This is a genomic window from Micromonospora purpureochromogenes (assembly GCF_900091515.1).
Classification (GTDB): domain Bacteria; phylum Actinomycetota; class Actinomycetes; order Mycobacteriales; family Micromonosporaceae; genus Micromonospora; species Micromonospora purpureochromogenes.
The window spans coordinates 341,829-357,287 of record NZ_LT607410.1 but is presented as its reverse complement, the minus strand read 5'-3'; the positions used below and the strand labels follow the sequence as shown (position 1 = coordinate 357,287).

Sequence of the window (15,459 nt, the reverse complement as noted above, 5' to 3'; positions counted from 1 at the left end):
CCAGGGGCGGTCGGGCGGATCGGCCCGGGAGTCCGTCACTCCAGGGCGCGGCAACCCCGGTGCGCATGCCCGTTCCGCCCGGCCGGGCCGCTACCATCGCCGACGGCAACGATCATGCGAGGTGCCCCGCGTGCGCGGGGAGAATCGGGAAGCCGGTGCAAATCCGGCACGGGCCCGCCGCGGTGACCGGGGAGCCACCGTCCACGCGCGAGAGCGCAGCCACTGGCCATACGGCTGGGAAGGCGGGCGGCCAGGCGTCGATCCGGGAGTCCGAAGACCGGCCTCGCGTCGACCGCCCACCCGTCCCGGGTGGGCCTTGCGCAGCGGGAGCCTGCCGTGGACCTCTACACCGCCATCCACCGTCGCCGGGACGTCCGGGCCGAGTTCACCGGGGCGCCGGTGCCGGACGACACCCTGCACCGCGTCCTCGACGCCGCGCACGCCGCGCCCAGCGTCGGCTACTCGCAGCCGTGGGACTTCGTCCTGGTCCGGGACGCCGGGCTGCGCCGCCGCTTCCACGAGCACGTGCGGACGGAACGGGACACCTTCGCGGCCACCCTGTCCGGTGAGGCGGCGGCACGGTTCGCCCGCATCAAGATCGACGGTGTGCTGGAGTCGACCCTGTCGGTCGTGGTGACCTACGACCCGTCGCGGGGCGGCCCGGCCGTGCTGGGCCGGCACGCCATCGCCGACGCCGGCCTCTACTCGGTCTGCCTGGCCATCCAGAACCTCTGGCTGGCCGCCACCGCCGAGGGCCTCGGCGTCGGCTGGGTCTCCTTCTACCGGGAGCCGTTCCTGGCCGACCTGCTGGGCATTCCCACCGGCATCCGGCCGGTGGCCTGGCTCTGCGTCGGGCCGGTGACGCACCTGGAGGAGGTGCCCGACCTGGCCCGGCACGGTTGGCGGCAGAAGCGCCCGCTGGCCGACGCGCTGCACACCGACCGGTGGGCGGGTGGTCGCTGACCTTGGCCACCGCGGGCTGCGCCGCGCCCGGAGACCCCCGGGGTGCCGTGCGCTACAGACCTGATGACGTGAACGACTCGGGGGGGGGGGGCACCTCGCAGCGTGGGCGGCGGCCGCGCCCGGAAGTGGGACGCGGCCGCCGTGACCGAGCGGTTCCTCACCTGGGCACCGCGCCCGGTAGCCGGGCGTCCAGGATTGGATCTTCAGCGGTGGGCGGCCGGTGCGGGAGGCTCGACGACATGGAGACGACGGAGACGCGGGTCGTGCGGGAGTTCATGACACGGGTCCGCTCGGGTGTCGACCCGGACGCCGCTCACCGGCTCATGGCCGACCGGGTGCTCGCTCACCAGGTGCAGGCCGAGGACGAGCTGACCGTGGAGCGCACCCCGGCGCAGTACGCGGCGCACGTCCGCGACATGCTCGCCGCGTACGGGGACTTCAGCCTGCGGGTGGACGAGCTGTTCGGGGCCGGTGACCGGGTCTACGCGCGGTGGACCCAACACGGGCGGCACCTGGGGGAGGTGGACGGGTTCCCACCCACCGGCCTGCCCGTGACGCAGGTGACCAGCGCGGTCTACCGGGTGCGGGACGGGCGAATCGTCGAGTACTGGATCCAGATCGACCGGCACGGCCTGGGGGCGCAGCTCCGGCGCTCCTGATGGCACCGGCCGCCGGCCCGGGACGACCGTCACCCGACGTCGCCTACGAGATGCGGGTGACCTCGGTCAGGCCGAGCCACGACGCCAACGCGTCCAGCTCGGCGCCGACCGCCGCGGTGACGGCGCGGGTGAAGGGGGCGTCCTGGTGGATCGCGTGCACCCGCAGGACGCCGGCCCGGTGGTCGGCCGTGGCGTCCACCTTGCCGACGAGTCGGTCGTGGTGCAGCACGGGCAGCGCGAAGTAGCCCCAGCGGCGCTTCGCCTTCGGCAGGTACATCTCCAGCACGTACTCGAAGTCGAAGAGCTCCCGGGCCCGCTTCCGGTCGTGGACCAGCCGGTCGAACGGCGACAGCAGCGCGGTACGGCCGGCGAACGGCTGGCCGAGGGCCGCCGGGTCCACCCGCCACGTGCCGGCGGTGCCCTCGACCTGCGCCGGTTCACCCGCCTCCCCGACGACCGACGCCCGGGCGATGCCCAACGAACGCAACCGCCGCTCGTCACGCATCCGCCGGGCCTCGTCCGCCGGGACGGCCGTCGTGCCGGCCGGATAGACCCGCTCGGCCAGATCCCACCGGCGCTGCCGCCCGACCCGGTCGGCGATGGCGATCTCGCCGCGGGCGGCGAGGATCTCCAGCAGTTGGGTGACGTTGCGGTTGTTCGTCCAGCCGGTCGACGGCCACGGCACCACGCTGCGGTCCGGCACGTCGCGGGACAGCAGCGGGCCGGAGTCGCGCAGCAGGTCGAGCACGAACCGGTGGAACGTGGCGTTCGCCGCCAGCCAGGCGTGCTTGCGCGAGCCCTCCGGCGGCCACGCCGCCATCTCGGCGAGGTGCAGCCCCAGGTCCGCCGTCGGCCACACCATGGCCTGGTGCTCGAACATGCTGCGGTCCTGCTCCACCGCCTGCCGCAGGTGGTCCGGCCGGTACCCGGCGCCCAGCCGCGTCCAGGCGACGAGGTCGGCGCTGGGCGCCACGGCGGCCGTCGGATCCAGTTGCAGGAACGTCAACCTGTTGACCACGGTCAGCAGGTCCGGCGGGCGGTGCGCGTCCAGCAGTTGGGCGCGCACCGCGATCCGCCGGGCGTCGACCCGATCGAGCCGGTGGACAGGCATGGGCCGAGGCTATGCGCCCTCAGAAGTCGTCGTCCAGGCTGACCTCACCGCCGACGGCCACCTGGTACGCGGACACCCGCCGCTCGAAGAAGTTGGTCAGCTCCTGCACGTCCTGCAACTCCATGAACGGGAACGGGTTCGTCGACCCGTACGCGGGCGGCAGGCCGAGCCGGGCGAGCCGCGCGTCCGCGACGTACTCCAGGTAGCGGCGCATGTCGGCGGTGTTCATGCCCGGCAGGCCGTCCCCGCAGAGGTCCCGGGCGAAGGCCAGCTCGGCCGTCACCGCCTCGTCCAGCATGGTCCGCACCTCATCCGCCATCGCCTCGTCGAACAGCGACGGCTCCTCGGCGCGGACGGTGTCGACCACCGAGAAGGCGAACTCCATGTGCATCGACTCGTCGCGGAACACCCAGTTGGTGCCGGTGGCCAGCCCGGAAAGCAGCCCGCGCGAGCGCAGCCAGTAGACGTAGGCGAAGGCGCCGTAGAAGAACAGCCCGCCGCGAAGCAGATCAGGTTGAGCAGGAACGCCCGCCGCTCCGCCCGGGTCTCCAGCCGGTGGAGGCCGCCGATCGAGTCGATCCAGCGGAAGCAGAACTCCGCCTTGTCGCGGATCGACGGGATGTGCTCGACCGCCGCGAACGCCTTCGCCCGCTCCTCGTGGTCGGGCAGGTAGGTGTCGAGCAGGGTCAGGTAGAACTGGACGTGCACCGCCTCCTCGTAGAGCTGGCGGGAGAGGTAGAGGCGGGCCTCGGGCGCGTTGACGTGCTGGTAGAGGTTGAGCACCAGGTTGTTCGCCACGATCGAGTCGCCGGTGGCGAAGAACGCCACCAGGCGGTGGACCAGGTGCCGCTCGCCGACGGAGAGCGTGGCCAGATCGGGTACGTCGGAGGCCAGGTCCACCTCCTCCACCGTCCAGGTGTTGCGGATGGCGGCCCGGAACCGCTCGTAGAAGTCCGGGTAGCGCATCGGTCGCAGGGTCAGGTCCATGCCGGGGTCGAGCAGCATCGTCACTGGCAGGCCTCGCAGATCTCGGGGTTCTCCAGCGAGCAGGCGACCGCGTCGCTCTCGCCGACGGACAGGGTGAGCAGGGCGGGTGCCGCCGTTCGCGGCGAGGGCACGGGTGCGGCGGCCGGCGCGGCGGCGACCGTGGTCTGCGCGATCCGGGTCGCCGGGCGGGAACGCAGGTAGTAGGTGGTCTTCAGGCCGGCCCGCCAGGCGTAGGCGTACATGGAGGAGAGCCGGCCGATGGTCGGGCTGGCCTGGAACAGGTTCAGCGACTGCGACTGGTCCACGTACGGGGCGCGGGCGGCGGCCAGGTCGATCAGCGCCTTCTGCGGCAGCTCCCAGGCAGTGCGGTGCAACGCCTTCAGCTCCGCCGGCAGGTCCAGCTCCTGGACCGAGCCGTCCGCCCGCTTGATCGCTTCCCGGGTCTGCGGGGTCCACCGGCCCAGCCGCTTCAGGTCGGCGACCAGATGCCGGTTGACCTGGAGGAACTCCCCGGAGAGGGTCTCCCGCTTGAAGACGTTCGAGACCAGCGGCTCGACGCACTCGGCGCAGCCGGCGATCGAGGCGATGGTGGCCGTCGGCGCGATCGCCACCAGCAGCGAGTTGCGCAGCCCGTGCCGGGCCACCTTCTCCCGCAGTGCCGCCCACGCCTCCGGCCGGGTCGGCCGGGCGTCCGGCCAGTGGTCCGGGTGCAGCACCCCGCCGGCCGCCCGGGTCAGCGGGTACGCCGGGTGCGCGCCGCGCTCCGCCGCCAGGTCGGCGGAGGCGTCGTACGCGGCCAGGGCGACCTCCTCGGCGATCCGGGTGGACAGGGCCAGCGCCGCCGGCGAGTCGAACGGCAGCCGCAGCGCGGCGAAGACGTCGGCCAGCCCCATCACACCCAGCCCCAGCGGCCGCCACCGCCGGTGCGCGGTGGCCGCCTGCTCGGTGGGGAACCAGTTCCGGTCGATCGCCCGGTCCAGCGCCCCGACCGCCAGCCGCACCGTCGCGGCGAGCGTGGCGAAGTCCACGCCACCGTCGACCAGATGGGCGGCCAGGTTGACCGAGCCGAGCGTGCAGACGGCCGTCTCGTCGTCGCTGGTCACCTCCAGGATCTCGGTGCACAGGTTGGAGTGGTGCACCACGCCGCCGCCCGCGCAGACCTGGTTGCAGGTGCGGTTCGCCGCGTCCTTGAACGTCATCCAGCCGTTGCCGGTCTGCGCCAGGGTGCGCATCATCCGGCCGTACAGGGTGCGGGCCGGCAGCGTCCGCGCCGCCCTGCCGGCGGCCTCCGCCGCCCGGTACGCGGCGTCGAACTCCGCGCCCCACAGGTCGACCAGCTCCGGCACCTCCTTCGGGTCGAACAGCGACCAGTCGGCCTCCGCCTCGACCCGGCGCATGAACTCGTCCGGCACCCAGTTGGCCAGGTTCAGGTTGTGCGTACGCCGGGCCTCGTCGCCGGTGTTGTCCTTCAGCTCCAGGAACTCCTCGATGTCGGCGTGCCAGGTGTCCAGGTAGACGCAGGCCGCGCCCTTGCGCCGGCCGCCCTGGTTGACCGCCGCGACGCTGGCGTCGAGGGTGCGCAGCCAGGGCACGATGCCGTTGGAGCGGCCGTTGGTGCCCCGGATCAGCGACCCCGCGAGCGCACCCGGGACCACGAGATGCCGATCCCACCGGCGAACTTGGACAGCTTCGCCACCTGCGTGTAGCGCTCGTAGATCGAGTCCAGCTCGTCGCGGGGCGAGTCGACCAGGAAGCAGGAGGAGAGCTGCTGGTGCCGGGCGCCGGCGTTGAACAGCGTCGGGGAGCTGGGCAGGTAGGCCAGCCGGGACATCAGCCGGTACAGCTCGCCGGCCTGCTCCACGGTGTCGGACAGGCCGGTGGCCACCCGCAGCCAGAAGTGCTGCGGCCGTTCCAGCACCGCCCGGCTGCGCGGGTGGCGCAGCAGGTAGCGGTCGTGCAGGGTGCGCAGTCCGAAGTACTCGAAGGCGTCGTCGCCGGCGTGGTCGACCAGGGCGTCGAGGGCGGCGGCGTGCGTCGCGACGAAGCCGGCGAAGCCCGGGTCCAGCAGACCCTCGGCGTACGCGGCGGCGACGCTGTCGCTGAAGCTGTCGATGCCCTGGCCGGTGGTCTCGTCGGCGATCCGCCCGGCGAGCAGGCGGGCGGCCAGCCGGGCGTACCCGGGCTCCTCGGCGGTGAGCCCGGCCGCCGCCGCGATGGCCAGCCGGGTCAGCTCGTCGGTGTCCGCGCCGGCGGTGCGCCCCGAGGAGACCAGGGCGAGGATCCGCTCCGGGTCGGTGTCGGGCAGGTCGTGGTGGTGCTGGTGCAGCAGGTCCCGCAGTGCCCCGACCGGGGGTGGGGCGATGGTGGATGACGCCGTCACGTGCTCTCCTGGGTGGTCGGTGTGGACCGCGGGAGGGCACGACGGCACGCCGGATCGCCGCCGGTCGGTGTGCCGGCGGTGCTCCGTACGGCTCGACGGCCCTCCCACGAGGCCCCGAGGTGGTCCGCGCGCCCGGTGGGCTCGCCCTGCTGGCAGGTCTTCGGACTCGCGGGCAGACGCGTCCGGCGCGTTCGCCTACTGGCCGTCGCTTCCCGGGCCCCGTCGGGCCCAGTGCTCGTGACGGCGGTCGTTCCCGCTCACCGCTGCGGGGCAGTCCCGGATCCGCACCGGGTTCCCTGTTCGGCGCGACGCCTGGCGGGCGTCGACGCCTGGCGGACCCTTGGGGGGTCGCACCAGCAGTGAAAGTGATCCTAGATGTAGTGGGTCGCAAAAAGCCAACACACCATATGCTGTGGGCGTGTCGCGTCGGCGAGAAATTCTGCGCCACGTACAACCTGGACGGTGGCCGACCCCGTCAGCGGGGTGGATGTTCACGGACGGGGTGGGTGGATGCGGGCGGACCTGGAACAGGAGTACGTCGAGTACGTCACGTCGCGGCTGCCGGCGCTGCGCCGGATCGCCTGCCACCTGACCGGGGACGCGCACCGCGGCGACGATCTGGTCCAGACCGCCGTCACCCGGCTCTACGTCGGCTGGCGGCGGGCCCGCGAGGCGGACAACGTCGACGCGTACGTGCGTACCGTGCTCGTCCGGGTCTTCCTCGACGAGAAGCGCCGGCTCTGGTCCCGGGTCCGCCTGGTCGACACGCCACCCGAGCCGGCCCCCGCCCCGACCGGCGACGCGGTGGAGGACCGGGAGCTGCTGCACGCCGCGCTCGCCCAGGTGCCGCCCCGGCAGCGGGCCGTGCTGGTGCTGCGCTTCCTGCACGACCGGCCGGTGGACGAGGTGGCCGCCACCCTCGGCTGCACCGCCGGCACGGTCAAGAGCCAGACTTCGCACGGCCTGGCCAGCCTGCGCCGGCTGCTCGGCACGGACGCCTACGCGATCACCGGAGAGGGGAAGTGATGGAGGAGAAGCTGCTGGCGCCGCTGCGGGACGTACCGCTCCCGCCGTCCGCCGTGGACCTGCACCGGGCCGTACGCGACGGGCGCCGGCAGGTGCGGCGGCGGCGGATCGCCGCAACGGCCACCGCCGGGCTCGCGGTGGTCGCGGTCCTGGCCGCCGCCCCGGCGCTGGTCGGCCGGCCGGACCGGCCGACGCCGGTCGCCCCCGCGCTCACGCCGTCCCCGACCGCCGCGCCGATGCCGGCGACCGCCCCGGCCGCCTTCGACCCCGCCCGGCAGTACGCCGAGTTCGGTTGGGTGCCTCCGGTGATGAACGACCGGACCGTCCGGACGGGAACCGACCAGTTCGCGCTGACCGCCTCGGCGCCGCAGATGCCGCCCCGGCCTGCCGAGGAAACGCCGACGGCCGAACTGCGGATGGTCCCCGCCGGCAGGGACATCGCGCTCGGCATCGACCGGGACTTCGCCGTGGCCGCCGGACGGGCGGGCTCCGCCGGCCTGGAGCCGGCCGAGCTGGTCAACGGCCGGACCGCCCGCTGGAACACCAACGCCACCGTCGAGCCCCGGTCCGCCGCGCTGCGCTGGGAGTACGCCCCGGGCGCCTGGGCCGAGGTGATCGTTCGGTACGCGCCCGTGAGCGCCGGCGACCCGCGCGCCGTCGCCCGGCGGATCGCGCTCGACATCCGCTACGCCGTGGATTGGCCGATCCGGCTGCCGGTGCGCTTCGCCACGCCCCCGGCCGGCCTGAAGCCGATGGCGTACCTGGTGACCAGGAGGGCCTACGACGGCTGGGACGTCGAGGTCTCCTACGGCACCGGCAAGCGGACGAAGTACGGGGACTGGTCGCTCGTGGTGCGGGTGCTGCCCTTCACGTACCCCCAGGGTGAGGTGATCGCCCTGCCCGACTCCCGGATCGACGGCCACCCCGCCCGCCGGCGCTCGTCGGTCGACGGTGGCGCCAGCCTCCAGGTCTACTGGGTCCAGGGGCTCTACGTGGAGATGACCGCGCACGACAAGGCCACCCTGCGCACGCTCGGCGGCAACCTGGACGGGCTCTTCCGCAGCGCCACCCTCTACCCGGAAATCGACGAGTGGCGCTGATGTCGACCGGGCGGCGGAATTCGTACCCGCCGCCCGGTTTGCGACCGCATCTGCCGGGAAGTCGGGGAACGTGCGAGCGCTGATGAACAAGATCGAGCAGAACGCCGCGCTGGACCCGGTCGGCGACCGGCTCCAGCGGGCCGTCCAGTCGACCCTGCGCGGGCAGCGGGTCCGTGACCTGCTGCACGGGGTCTGGCTGGGCCATCCGCTGCACCCGGCGATGGTGCAGGTGCCGGTGGGTGCGTGGATCAGCGCCGCCGTGCTGGACCTGCTGCCCGGCCAGCGCCGGGCCGCGACGACCCTGGTCGGGCTGGGTACGGTGAGCGCCCTCCCGGCCGCCGTCGCCGGGCTGAACGACTGGGCCGCCCTGGCCCGGGACCAGCGCCGCGTCGGGCTGGTGCACGCCGCCTCCAACTCCGTCGCGCTGGTGTTCTACGCCGGCTCGCTCGCTGCCCGGATGCGCGGCCGGCACGGCATGGGGCGGGCGCTGGCGTACCTGGGGCTGAGCGCGGCCAGCACCGGGGCGTACATCGGCGGGCACCTGGCGTACAAGCAGGGTGCGCAGGTCAACCAGAGCATCTCCGAGCTGCACCGGATGACCGACGAGTGGAAGGCCATCGCCGACCTGGCGACGCTGCCGCAGCGCGAGCTGATCACCCGCGAGGTGGACGACGTCTCGGTGATCCTCTACCGGCACGGCGACGACGTCACCGTGATGCTGGAACGCTGCCCGCACCAGAGCGGCCCGCTCGGCGAGGGCGAGGTGCAGGAGATCGAGGGCCACGCCTGCGTGGTCTGCCCCTGGCACGGCTCGACGTTCCGGCTCAACGGCGGCGAGGTCGTGCACGGCCCGGCCGCGAACGACCAGCAGCTCCTGCCGACCCGGGTGGTCGACGGAATCCTCCAGACCAAGCTGCCCTGACCTCGCACCGGGCACCTGGCCGGACCACGCGGCCGGATGCGCGTACCCGGCTCAGTCGCGGCGGTGGCGAGCGCGGGCGGCCGCGACGGCCCGGGCCGGGCGGCGGCGCAGCCCGAGCACCGCGCCGATCTGCGCGCCGACGATGCTGGCCACGGCGAGCACCGCGGAGACCGCGAGCGGCCGGTTCATCCCCTCGTCGTCGGTGGCCCGCGACGCCCCGGCCGCCATCGCCGGAGGCGCCCCCGCCGGCCGCTCCACCTGCGGTGGCATCGTCCGCGGGGCCGGCTGTCCCGGCGTTGCGTCGGTCCCGCCCGGTCCCGCCTGACCGCCCGGCGTGTCCGGACCGGCCTGCTCGTCGGGGAGCGGCGTGCTGTGCGGCGGCTGCTGCGGAGACGCGGCCGGCGGATGCGGCGACGGCTTGCGCGGCGTCGACGGGCCCGCCACCAGCCGGCCGGTCGCGTGCCTGCGAACGCCGTCGTCCTCGGCCCGCGCCGGCAGCTTGATCAGCTGCCCGGGCCGGATCCGGTCGGCGTCCTGCAGCCGGTTGAGCCGGGCCACCTCCCGGTAGCCGTCGAAGTCGTCCAGGTAGCGTTCCGCCACCCCGCCCAGGTAGTCGCCCTTGGCGACCCGGTAGACCGGCGGGGCCGGCTGCGGCCGGGCAGCCTCGGCGCCGGCGCCCTCCGGGACCGACCCCGTCGACCCGACGGGCGGCGCCGCGAGGACCACCGTCGCGCCCGTCGCCGGCACTGCCGCGCCCGTCGTCGGGTGCCCGGTGCCGGCCGTCGCCGGGTACGTCATGGCCGCCGCCGCGCTGGCCGCCGGGCTCGCCGCGATGATCAGCGCGACCGATCCGACCAGGGCCGCCGCGGCCCGCTGCTGCCGGCTCATCCCGGGCAGCCGGGGCGCGGGTCGCCGCGTCGCCTGCGCCGCCAGCTCCACCAGCACGGAGAAGGCGAACGTCGCCCAGCCGAACCAGCCGACGACGGCCAGCGCCCGCAGGAACAACCGACCGTCGTCCCGGCTGGTCAGCGCCGTGCCGACCTCCGACAGAGTGGGCAGTTGGTCGGGCAGCGGATTGCCGGCGAAGGCGAGCAGCGCCACCGGGGCGCCCACCAGCAGCGCGACCAGGACGACCAGCGACCCGAACCCGGTGAGCAACTGGCCGGTCCGCCGAACGGCGGAGCCACGCGATGCGGTCATGGCGGCCTTCCCTTCCTACGGTGCCTCGGTGAGCGCCCGGGCGGTGGCCTCACCCGAGACGGTGACGGTGTCGTCCATGCCGAAGAGGCCGAGCATGTGCCGGCGGTAGGTGACGGTGACGCGTACCCGGATCTGCTTCTCGCCGTCGACCACGGGGAAACTCACCGAGTGCCCGGTCGCGCCCGCCGCCGAGAGGTAGTCGCGGACGGCGGCTCGCGCGTCGCCCTCGTCGATCTCCTTCGGGCCGCCCTCGATGGCGCGGGCCCGGTCGACGGCCTGGCCGCCGCTGCGGGCCGCCTCGGCGGCGAGGTCGTCGGCGCGTTGCAGCGACCGGAGCTGGCCGGCGCCGTCGTAGGCGACGCCGATGACCGCGAGCACGCCGGTCATCGCGACGGCCAGGAACAGGCTCACCCGTCCCTCGTCGCGGCCGGTCATCCCCGGCTCCGGTAGCGGTCCAGCGGGGAGGTGAAGGTCGCCGAGGCGGTGGTCCGCAGTGGCATCCCGGGCAGTGCCGGCAGCCGCAGGTCCCGGTGGGACACCACGCAGGTCACCGAGACGGTCACGCTCGCCGGCTGCCCGGCCGGGCTGCGGTACGCCGCGTCGAAGCTGGTCGACCGGCCACGTACCGAGCCGCTGAAGGTCATCCGGGGCGCGCCGGCGCAGTTCAGGCGTCGCCAGTCGAGCTGGCGGCGGACGGCGTCGCGGGCCGCGTCGCGGGCGGTGCCGGCGTCCCGGGAGATCGAGGCCGCCCGGGCGGCGTCGTGCGCGGCCGCCTCCACCGCCTCGTCGGCGATCGCGGTGCGCCCGGTCACCCCAGCCAGCACGATCAGCGCGATGAACGCGGGGGCGAGCACGGCGACCTCGATGGAGACCGAGCCCCGGGTGCGGCCGTCCGCGACGGCGGTCACGGGTTCGTCCAGCGTTCGACGGTGCCGTGCGCGGTCTGCCGGACCCGGAAGCTGACGCCCGGGATGACCGACAGGGACCGGCCGGTGACCGTGCAGGTGACCTCGGTGGGCCCGGTGACGCAGGTCGGCCCGGGGCTGTCCCAGCCGACGAGCCAGTCACCGGCCGCGCCGAGGAACCGGGTGGCCCGGGCCTCGCCCGCCCCGGCCGGCGCCTGGAGCACCCGCTGCGCGTTCACCCCGCTCTGCGCGGCGTTCAGCGCGGTGGACCGGGCGACGAACCACGCGGCCACCTGGACCGAGGCGAAGAGCAGCACCAGCACCGCCGGCATGACGACGGCCAGCTCGACCGGGTTCGCGCCCCGGTCCGTACCCCCGGCGGCGAGCCGTCGCCGGGCGGCCCGCAGCAGGCGCCGCACCACGACCGGCGCGACCCGGCCGGGGTGGGGACGGCCGGACGCGCCCCGGGGCCGGGTGGCAGGGACCGCCCGGCCGGCCCGAGGTGCGTCCGGCCAGCTCGTCGAAGGGGTCATGGCGCGGTGGGGACGCTGTCCATCCAGTCGGTGGCCCGCGTCATCACCAGACCGGTGACCGCGATCGCCGCCGCGACCAGGCCGAAGATGATCACCGCGGTCGGCACCGGGCTGTCGCCCCGGTCCCCGTCGCGGCGCAGCTCCGCCAACCGTGCGGCCAGCGTGACGTGCAGGTAGGCGATCAGTTGCATGACGTGCTCCTTGTCGGGGTGGGGGGCCTACAGCCGGGCGACGAACGGGTAGAGCATGAAACCGAGCAGGACGAAGACCAGCAGCGAACCGGGGATGTCCAGCCGGCTGGTCACCCCCTCGGCACGGGTCAGGTTGTCGGTGCGGATCTGGTCCCGCAGCGAGTCGGCACGACTGCGCAGGGTCTCGTGGACCTGCGCGCCCTCGCTGCCGGAGGAGCGCATGATCGCCCCGACGTCGCCCAGCTCCGGGATGCCGATCCGCTCGGCCAACTCCTGGAGCTCGTCCCAGGGCGAGTGCATCTGCATCTGCGCGATCCGCAGCGCCTCGCGGATCCGGTCGAAGACCCAGCCGTCGCAGACCGCCGCCGCCCGTTCCAGCGACTGCACCGGGCCGTGCGCCGCCGACAGCTGCAGCGCCACCAGGTCGAGGTAGGTGCAGACGGCCGCGCGGAACTCGTCGCGCGCCGAATCCGCCCGCGCCAGCACCGCGCGGTGCGCGAGCAGCCCGCAGACCAGCGCCATCCCGATGCTGCCCAGCACCGGTACGACCACCGGCAGGCGTACCCCGCCGAGGAAGAGCACCGCCCCCAGCACGGTCGGGGTGGCCAACCCGATCAGGGCGGAGAGCAGCACCGACAGGGCGTACTGCTCGGGGGTCTTGTCGATCAGCGCGAGCTGTCGGTGCGGGGGGCTGAGCCAGCGGGAGAACCCGCCCAACCAGTCCAGGCCCCGGTTTGGCGCGACGGTGCCCGGGGGCTGGTGCAGCCGGCGCAGCGCGGGGCCGAGGGCCGGCGCGGCCGGCAACGCCTCCCGGACCGCCAGGAACAGGCCCAGCCCCACCGTCGCCCCGCCGAGCACGGCGATCGCGAGCTGCCAGTTGACGATCACGCGATCGCCTCCTCCGGGTCGGGGGCGGGGAGGAAGCGGGCCGGCGGCGGGGGCTGGCTCATCGACCGCACCCAGATCAGCAGCCCGACGAAGGCCGCGCTGAGCACCGCCATCACCAGTTGCCCGAACACGGTGCCGTACGGGCGGACGTACTCGGTGTTCAGCAGCCCGTACGCCAGCACGGCCAGGGTCATCCCGGTGAGGAAGCGGACCGCGAACCGGGGCTGGGTGCGCTTGGCCTCCACCTCGCGCCGGGTGCCCACCTCGGCGGCGGCGGCCGAGGCGATCGAGCCGAGCACGTCGCCGAGGCGCTCGCCCCGGTCGGTCAGGTGCAGGATCAGCGCCGCCACCACCTGGTCGCAGACCGGGTCGCCGATCTCGTCGGAGAAGGCGAGCAGCGCGGTACGGGCCGTCCAGCCGGCCTGCAGGCGGGCGGCGAGCAGCCGTACCTCCTCCTGGATCTCCTGCGGGACGGTGGCGATGGTGCCGATGATCGCCTGCTGGAGGCCCTGCCCGGTGGCGGAGACGTCCTTCAGTCGGCGGGTCCACTCGCCGACCGCCTCGATCCGGGCGATCGCCCGTTCCTCGGCCCGGCCGACCGAGAACAGCCAGGGCACCCCCGGCACGGCCACCGCCACGATCAGCCCCACCACCGGCAGCCCGGTGAGCAGGAACGCCAGCGCGCCCGCCGCCACCGCCACCGCCAGCCGGACCTGGTGCGCCCGCTGCGCGCGGCGGCCCGCGCCCGAGCCCAGCCAGAGCCGGCGCAGCCCGCGCCCGGCCCCCGGCACCGAACGGGCCGGTGCCCGGGTGCCGACCAGCGCGACCACGGCCAGCACCAGGCCGGCGACGCAGGCCGCCCCGGAGACGACGGCGATCAGCTCGATGTTGGTCACCGGACCGGCTCCGTTCGCGGCTGCGGGGCTCGCAACCCCGGCGCACTCGTCGCGCTCACCGGACTTGTCTCCGTTCGCGACTGCGGGGCTCGCAACCCCGGCGCACTCCTCGCGCTCACCAAAGCGCGCCGGTCCATCCCCGAGCCGACGCCCGCGCTCACCGGCGTACCGCCGGGCCCAGTCGGCTGTGCCGGGGGCGGCGCCAGGCGCCGGTGCCGGCCTCGATGAAGCGGGTCAGCAGCCGGGCGTCGTAGCCGACCCGCAGCAACTGGTCGCGGATGCGTTCCGGCAGGTGGCGGGGGACGGCCCGGCCGTCCGGGCCGGGGCCGAAGACGCTGGTGGTGACGATCCGGTTGCCCTCGCCGACCCCGATCACCTCCTCCACGTGGGAGACGAACCGGTGCTTGCGCCCGCCGATCGCGGTCTCGTCCTCGACGGTCACGTAGACGATCAGGTCGAGGGCGTTGCCGGCCATCCGGCGGGCCTGGTCGACCGTCATCTCCCGGCCGTGGGCCAGCGCCAGCTCGATGATCCGCTCGCTCACCCCGGCCGGGGTACGGGCGTGGATGGTGCACATCGAGCCGCGGCTGGTGGTCATCGCCTGGAGCATCGGCACGATCTCCCGGGACCGGACCTCGCCGACGATGATCCGCAGCACGCCCATCCGCAGCGACACCGGGATCAGGTCGGCGATGCTCACCTCGCCCGCCGGTCGCCCGTCCATGCCGCGCTCGCCGTGCCCCTCGCGGGACTCGAAGCTCATCACCGCCCGGTGCTTGCGACCCCGGCGGGCCGGCAGCAGCTCCCGGCTCTCCTCCAGCAGCACGTACGGCTCGTCGGGCGGGATCTCGTCCATCAGCGCCCGGATCACCGTGGTCTTTCCCGCCCCGGCCAGCCCGGCGACCATGATGTTGAGCCCGGCCCGCATGGACGCCCGCAGGAAGTCGCGCAGCAGCGGGTCGATCATCTCGTCCAGGTCGGGGCGGGAGCCGGCGATCTCCTCCAGGCTGACGTCCAGCGTGTTGTGCTTGCGGATCACCGCGTACGGGCGGTGGCTGACCAGGAACACCGCCGCGAGGCGGCTGCCGTCGGGCAGTTGCAGGTCGAGCGTCGGCTTGGACGTCGACAGGGACCGCTCGGTCGCCCCGGCCCGGCGGGCGGCCGCCTGGAGGATCTCCACCAGCTCGTCGTCGCTGTCGGCGATCGGCTCGACCCAGTCGACGCCCCCGCCGTGCCGGGTGATGCGCACCTGGTCGCAGCCGAGGATGTGCACCTCCTCGATGGTGTCGTCCACCAGCAGCGTCTGAAGCCGGCCCAGCCCGACCAGCTCGGCGGTGACCTGATCGAGCAGGATCCGCTCCTCGTCGGCGGCCATCGGGGTGCCGGCCCGGCGCACCGAGTCGGCGTACCCGGAGACCACGGCGACCGCGAGCCGGGCCCGCTCGACCTCCTCGGCGTTGGCGTCGAACTCCCGGCCGCGCTGCCACTGGGTGAGCCGTTCGCTCAACTCCCGGCGCAGCTCGCGGACCACCGCGAAGTCCACCCGCGGTCGCGGCGGCGGGGCGGGCGTGGGCGGGGCGACGGGCGGCGCCGGCTGGTGGTGCCGGCCGTTCACCGGGGGCAGCGGCGGCATCGTCGAGGTCGCCCCCGGCTGCTGGCGCGGGTCGTGGGAGACCGGCTCAAACCGCATGACGTGCC

14 protein-coding genes, 2 pseudogenes and 2 riboswitches are annotated in these 15,459 nt (G+C 74.5%); of the genes and pseudogenes, 5 read left to right on the top strand and 11 right to left on the bottom strand.

Annotated features, from left to right (window positions below; all coding sequences use genetic code 11):
- Positions 1–102: 102 nt before the first annotated feature.
- Positions 103–300: riboswitch (cobalamin riboswitch) on the top strand.
- A 36-nt stretch (positions 301–336) separates the two neighbouring features.
- Together bluB and GA0074696_RS01605 are read left to right on the top strand one after the other, a co-directional pair.
- On the top strand, positions 337–963 hold the full coding sequence (gene bluB, locus GA0074696_RS01610) for a 5,6-dimethylbenzimidazole synthase (RefSeq protein ID WP_088959445.1): 627 nt from the start codon (positions 337–339) through the stop codon (positions 961–963).
- Between the two features lie 239 nt (positions 964–1,202).
- Positions 1,203–1,622 carry an ester cyclase gene (locus tag GA0074696_RS01605; RefSeq protein WP_088959444.1) on the top strand — a complete coding sequence of 140 codons (420 nt, stop codon included), beginning with the start codon at positions 1,203–1,205 and terminating at the stop codon, positions 1,620–1,622.
- Positions 1,623–1,665: 43 nt separating this feature from the next.
- Here GA0074696_RS01605 and GA0074696_RS01600 read toward each other — a convergent pair whose 3' ends face one another.
- From GA0074696_RS01600 to GA0074696_RS01590, 3 genes and pseudogenes are all read right to left on the bottom strand, one after another.
- Positions 1,666–2,733 (bottom strand): DNA glycosylase AlkZ-like family protein, encoded by a 1,068-nt coding sequence (locus tag GA0074696_RS01600; RefSeq protein ID WP_088959443.1) that lies wholly within the window; start codon positions 2,731–2,733, stop codon positions 1,666–1,668.
- A gap of 19 nt (positions 2,734–2,752) precedes the next feature.
- Positions 2,753–3,738, bottom strand: a pseudogene (locus tag GA0074696_RS01595) (ribonucleotide-diphosphate reductase subunit beta).
- Between the two features lie 2 nt (positions 3,739–3,740).
- Positions 3,741–6,082 (bottom strand): annotated as a pseudogene (locus GA0074696_RS01590) (ribonucleoside-diphosphate reductase subunit alpha).
- A 172-nt stretch (positions 6,083–6,254) separates the two neighbouring features.
- Positions 6,255–6,398, bottom strand: a riboswitch (cobalamin riboswitch).
- Between the two features lie 212 nt (positions 6,399–6,610).
- On the opposite strand from GA0074696_RS01590, the gene GA0074696_RS01585 reads away from it, so the two are divergent.
- The 3 genes from GA0074696_RS01585 to GA0074696_RS01575 all read left to right on the top strand — a co-directional run bounded on the left by GA0074696_RS01585 (position 6,611) and on the right by GA0074696_RS01575 (position 9,148).
- Positions 6,611–7,126, top strand: a complete 516-nt coding sequence (locus tag GA0074696_RS01585; protein ID WP_088959442.1) for a SigE family RNA polymerase sigma factor — start codon at positions 6,611–6,613, stop codon at positions 7,124–7,126.
- A complete protein-coding gene (locus GA0074696_RS01580; protein ID WP_088959441.1) occupies positions 7,126–8,226 on the top strand; it encodes a hypothetical protein in 1,101 nt (366 codons plus the stop codon). Before GA0074696_RS01585 ends, GA0074696_RS01580 begins: the two co-directional genes overlap by 1 nt.
- 82 nt (positions 8,227–8,308) lie before the next feature.
- Positions 8,309–9,148 (top strand): Rieske 2Fe-2S domain-containing protein, encoded by an 840-nt coding sequence (locus GA0074696_RS01575; protein ID WP_231925224.1) that lies wholly within the window; start codon positions 8,309–8,311, stop codon positions 9,146–9,148.
- A 51-nt stretch (positions 9,149–9,199) separates the two neighbouring features.
- On the opposite strand, the gene GA0074696_RS01570 is transcribed toward GA0074696_RS01575, so the two are convergent.
- From GA0074696_RS01570 to GA0074696_RS01535, 8 genes are all read right to left on the bottom strand, one after another.
- Complete coding sequence (locus GA0074696_RS01570; RefSeq protein ID WP_088959439.1) at positions 9,200–10,348, bottom strand: LysM peptidoglycan-binding domain-containing protein; 1,149 nt, start codon at positions 10,346–10,348, stop codon at positions 9,200–9,202.
- A 15-nt stretch (positions 10,349–10,363) separates the two neighbouring features.
- Positions 10,364–10,783, bottom strand: coding sequence for a hypothetical protein (locus GA0074696_RS01565; protein WP_088959438.1), 420 nt, complete (start codon positions 10,781–10,783; stop codon positions 10,364–10,366).
- Positions 10,780–11,256: a TadE/TadG family type IV pilus assembly protein gene (locus GA0074696_RS01560; protein ID WP_088959437.1), complete on the bottom strand. Its 477-nt coding sequence runs from the start codon at positions 11,254–11,256 to the stop codon at positions 10,780–10,782. The genes GA0074696_RS01565 and GA0074696_RS01560 overlap by 4 nt, the downstream gene beginning before the upstream one ends.
- Positions 11,253–11,786, bottom strand: coding sequence for a TadE/TadG family type IV pilus assembly protein (locus tag GA0074696_RS01555; protein WP_088959436.1), 534 nt, complete (start codon positions 11,784–11,786; stop codon positions 11,253–11,255). Before GA0074696_RS01555 ends, GA0074696_RS01560 begins: the two co-directional genes overlap by 4 nt.
- Entirely contained in the window at positions 11,783–11,977 is a 195-nt protein-coding gene (locus GA0074696_RS01550; protein ID WP_088959435.1) for a hypothetical protein, read from the bottom strand. The genes GA0074696_RS01555 and GA0074696_RS01550 overlap by 4 nt, the downstream gene beginning before the upstream one ends.
- A gap of 27 nt (positions 11,978–12,004) precedes the next feature.
- A complete protein-coding gene (locus GA0074696_RS01545; RefSeq protein ID WP_088964295.1) occupies positions 12,005–12,862 on the bottom strand; it encodes a type II secretion system F family protein in 858 nt (285 codons plus the stop codon).
- Positions 12,862–13,761 (bottom strand): type II secretion system F family protein, encoded by a 900-nt coding sequence (locus GA0074696_RS01540; protein WP_088959434.1) that lies wholly within the window; start codon positions 13,759–13,761, stop codon positions 12,862–12,864. The genes GA0074696_RS01545 and GA0074696_RS01540 overlap by 1 nt, the downstream gene beginning before the upstream one ends.
- Before the next feature lie 157 nt (positions 13,762–13,918).
- Positions 13,919–15,451, bottom strand: a complete 1,533-nt coding sequence (locus GA0074696_RS01535; RefSeq protein WP_088959433.1) for a CpaF family protein — start codon at positions 15,449–15,451, stop codon at positions 13,919–13,921.
- Between the last annotated feature and the right edge of the window lie 8 nt (positions 15,452–15,459).

Excerpts from the sequence above, each read along its gene's own strand:
- GA0074696_RS01605 (WP_088959444.1), top strand. The coding sequence starts at position 1,203 with ATGGAGACGACGGAGACGCGGGTCGTGCGGGAGTTCATGACACGGGTC.
- GA0074696_RS01600 (WP_088959443.1), bottom strand. The coding sequence starts at position 2,733 with ATGCCTGTCCACCGGCTCGATCGGGTCGACGCCCGGCGGATCGCGGTG.
- GA0074696_RS01585 (WP_088959442.1), top strand. The coding sequence starts at position 6,611 with ATGCGGGCGGACCTGGAACAGGAGTACGTCGAGTACGTCACGTCGCGG.
- GA0074696_RS01580 (WP_088959441.1), top strand. The coding sequence starts at position 7,126 with ATGGAGGAGAAGCTGCTGGCGCCGCTGCGGGACGTACCGCTCCCGCCG.
- GA0074696_RS01575 (WP_231925224.1), top strand. The coding sequence starts at position 8,309 with ATGAACAAGATCGAGCAGAACGCCGCGCTGGACCCGGTCGGCGACCGG.
- GA0074696_RS01570 (WP_088959439.1), bottom strand. The coding sequence starts at position 10,348 with ATGACCGCATCGCGTGGCTCCGCCGTTCGGCGGACCGGCCAGTTGCTC.
- GA0074696_RS01565 (WP_088959438.1), bottom strand. The coding sequence starts at position 10,783 with ATGACCGGCCGCGACGAGGGACGGGTGAGCCTGTTCCTGGCCGTCGCG.
- GA0074696_RS01555 (WP_088959436.1), bottom strand. The coding sequence starts at position 11,786 with ATGACCCCTTCGACGAGCTGGCCGGACGCACCTCGGGCCGGCCGGGCG.
- GA0074696_RS01550 (WP_088959435.1), bottom strand. The coding sequence starts at position 11,977 with ATGCAACTGATCGCCTACCTGCACGTCACGCTGGCCGCACGGTTGGCG.
- GA0074696_RS01535 (WP_088959433.1), bottom strand. The coding sequence starts at position 15,451 with ATGCGGTTTGAGCCGGTCTCCCACGACCCGCGCCAGCAGCCGGGGGCG.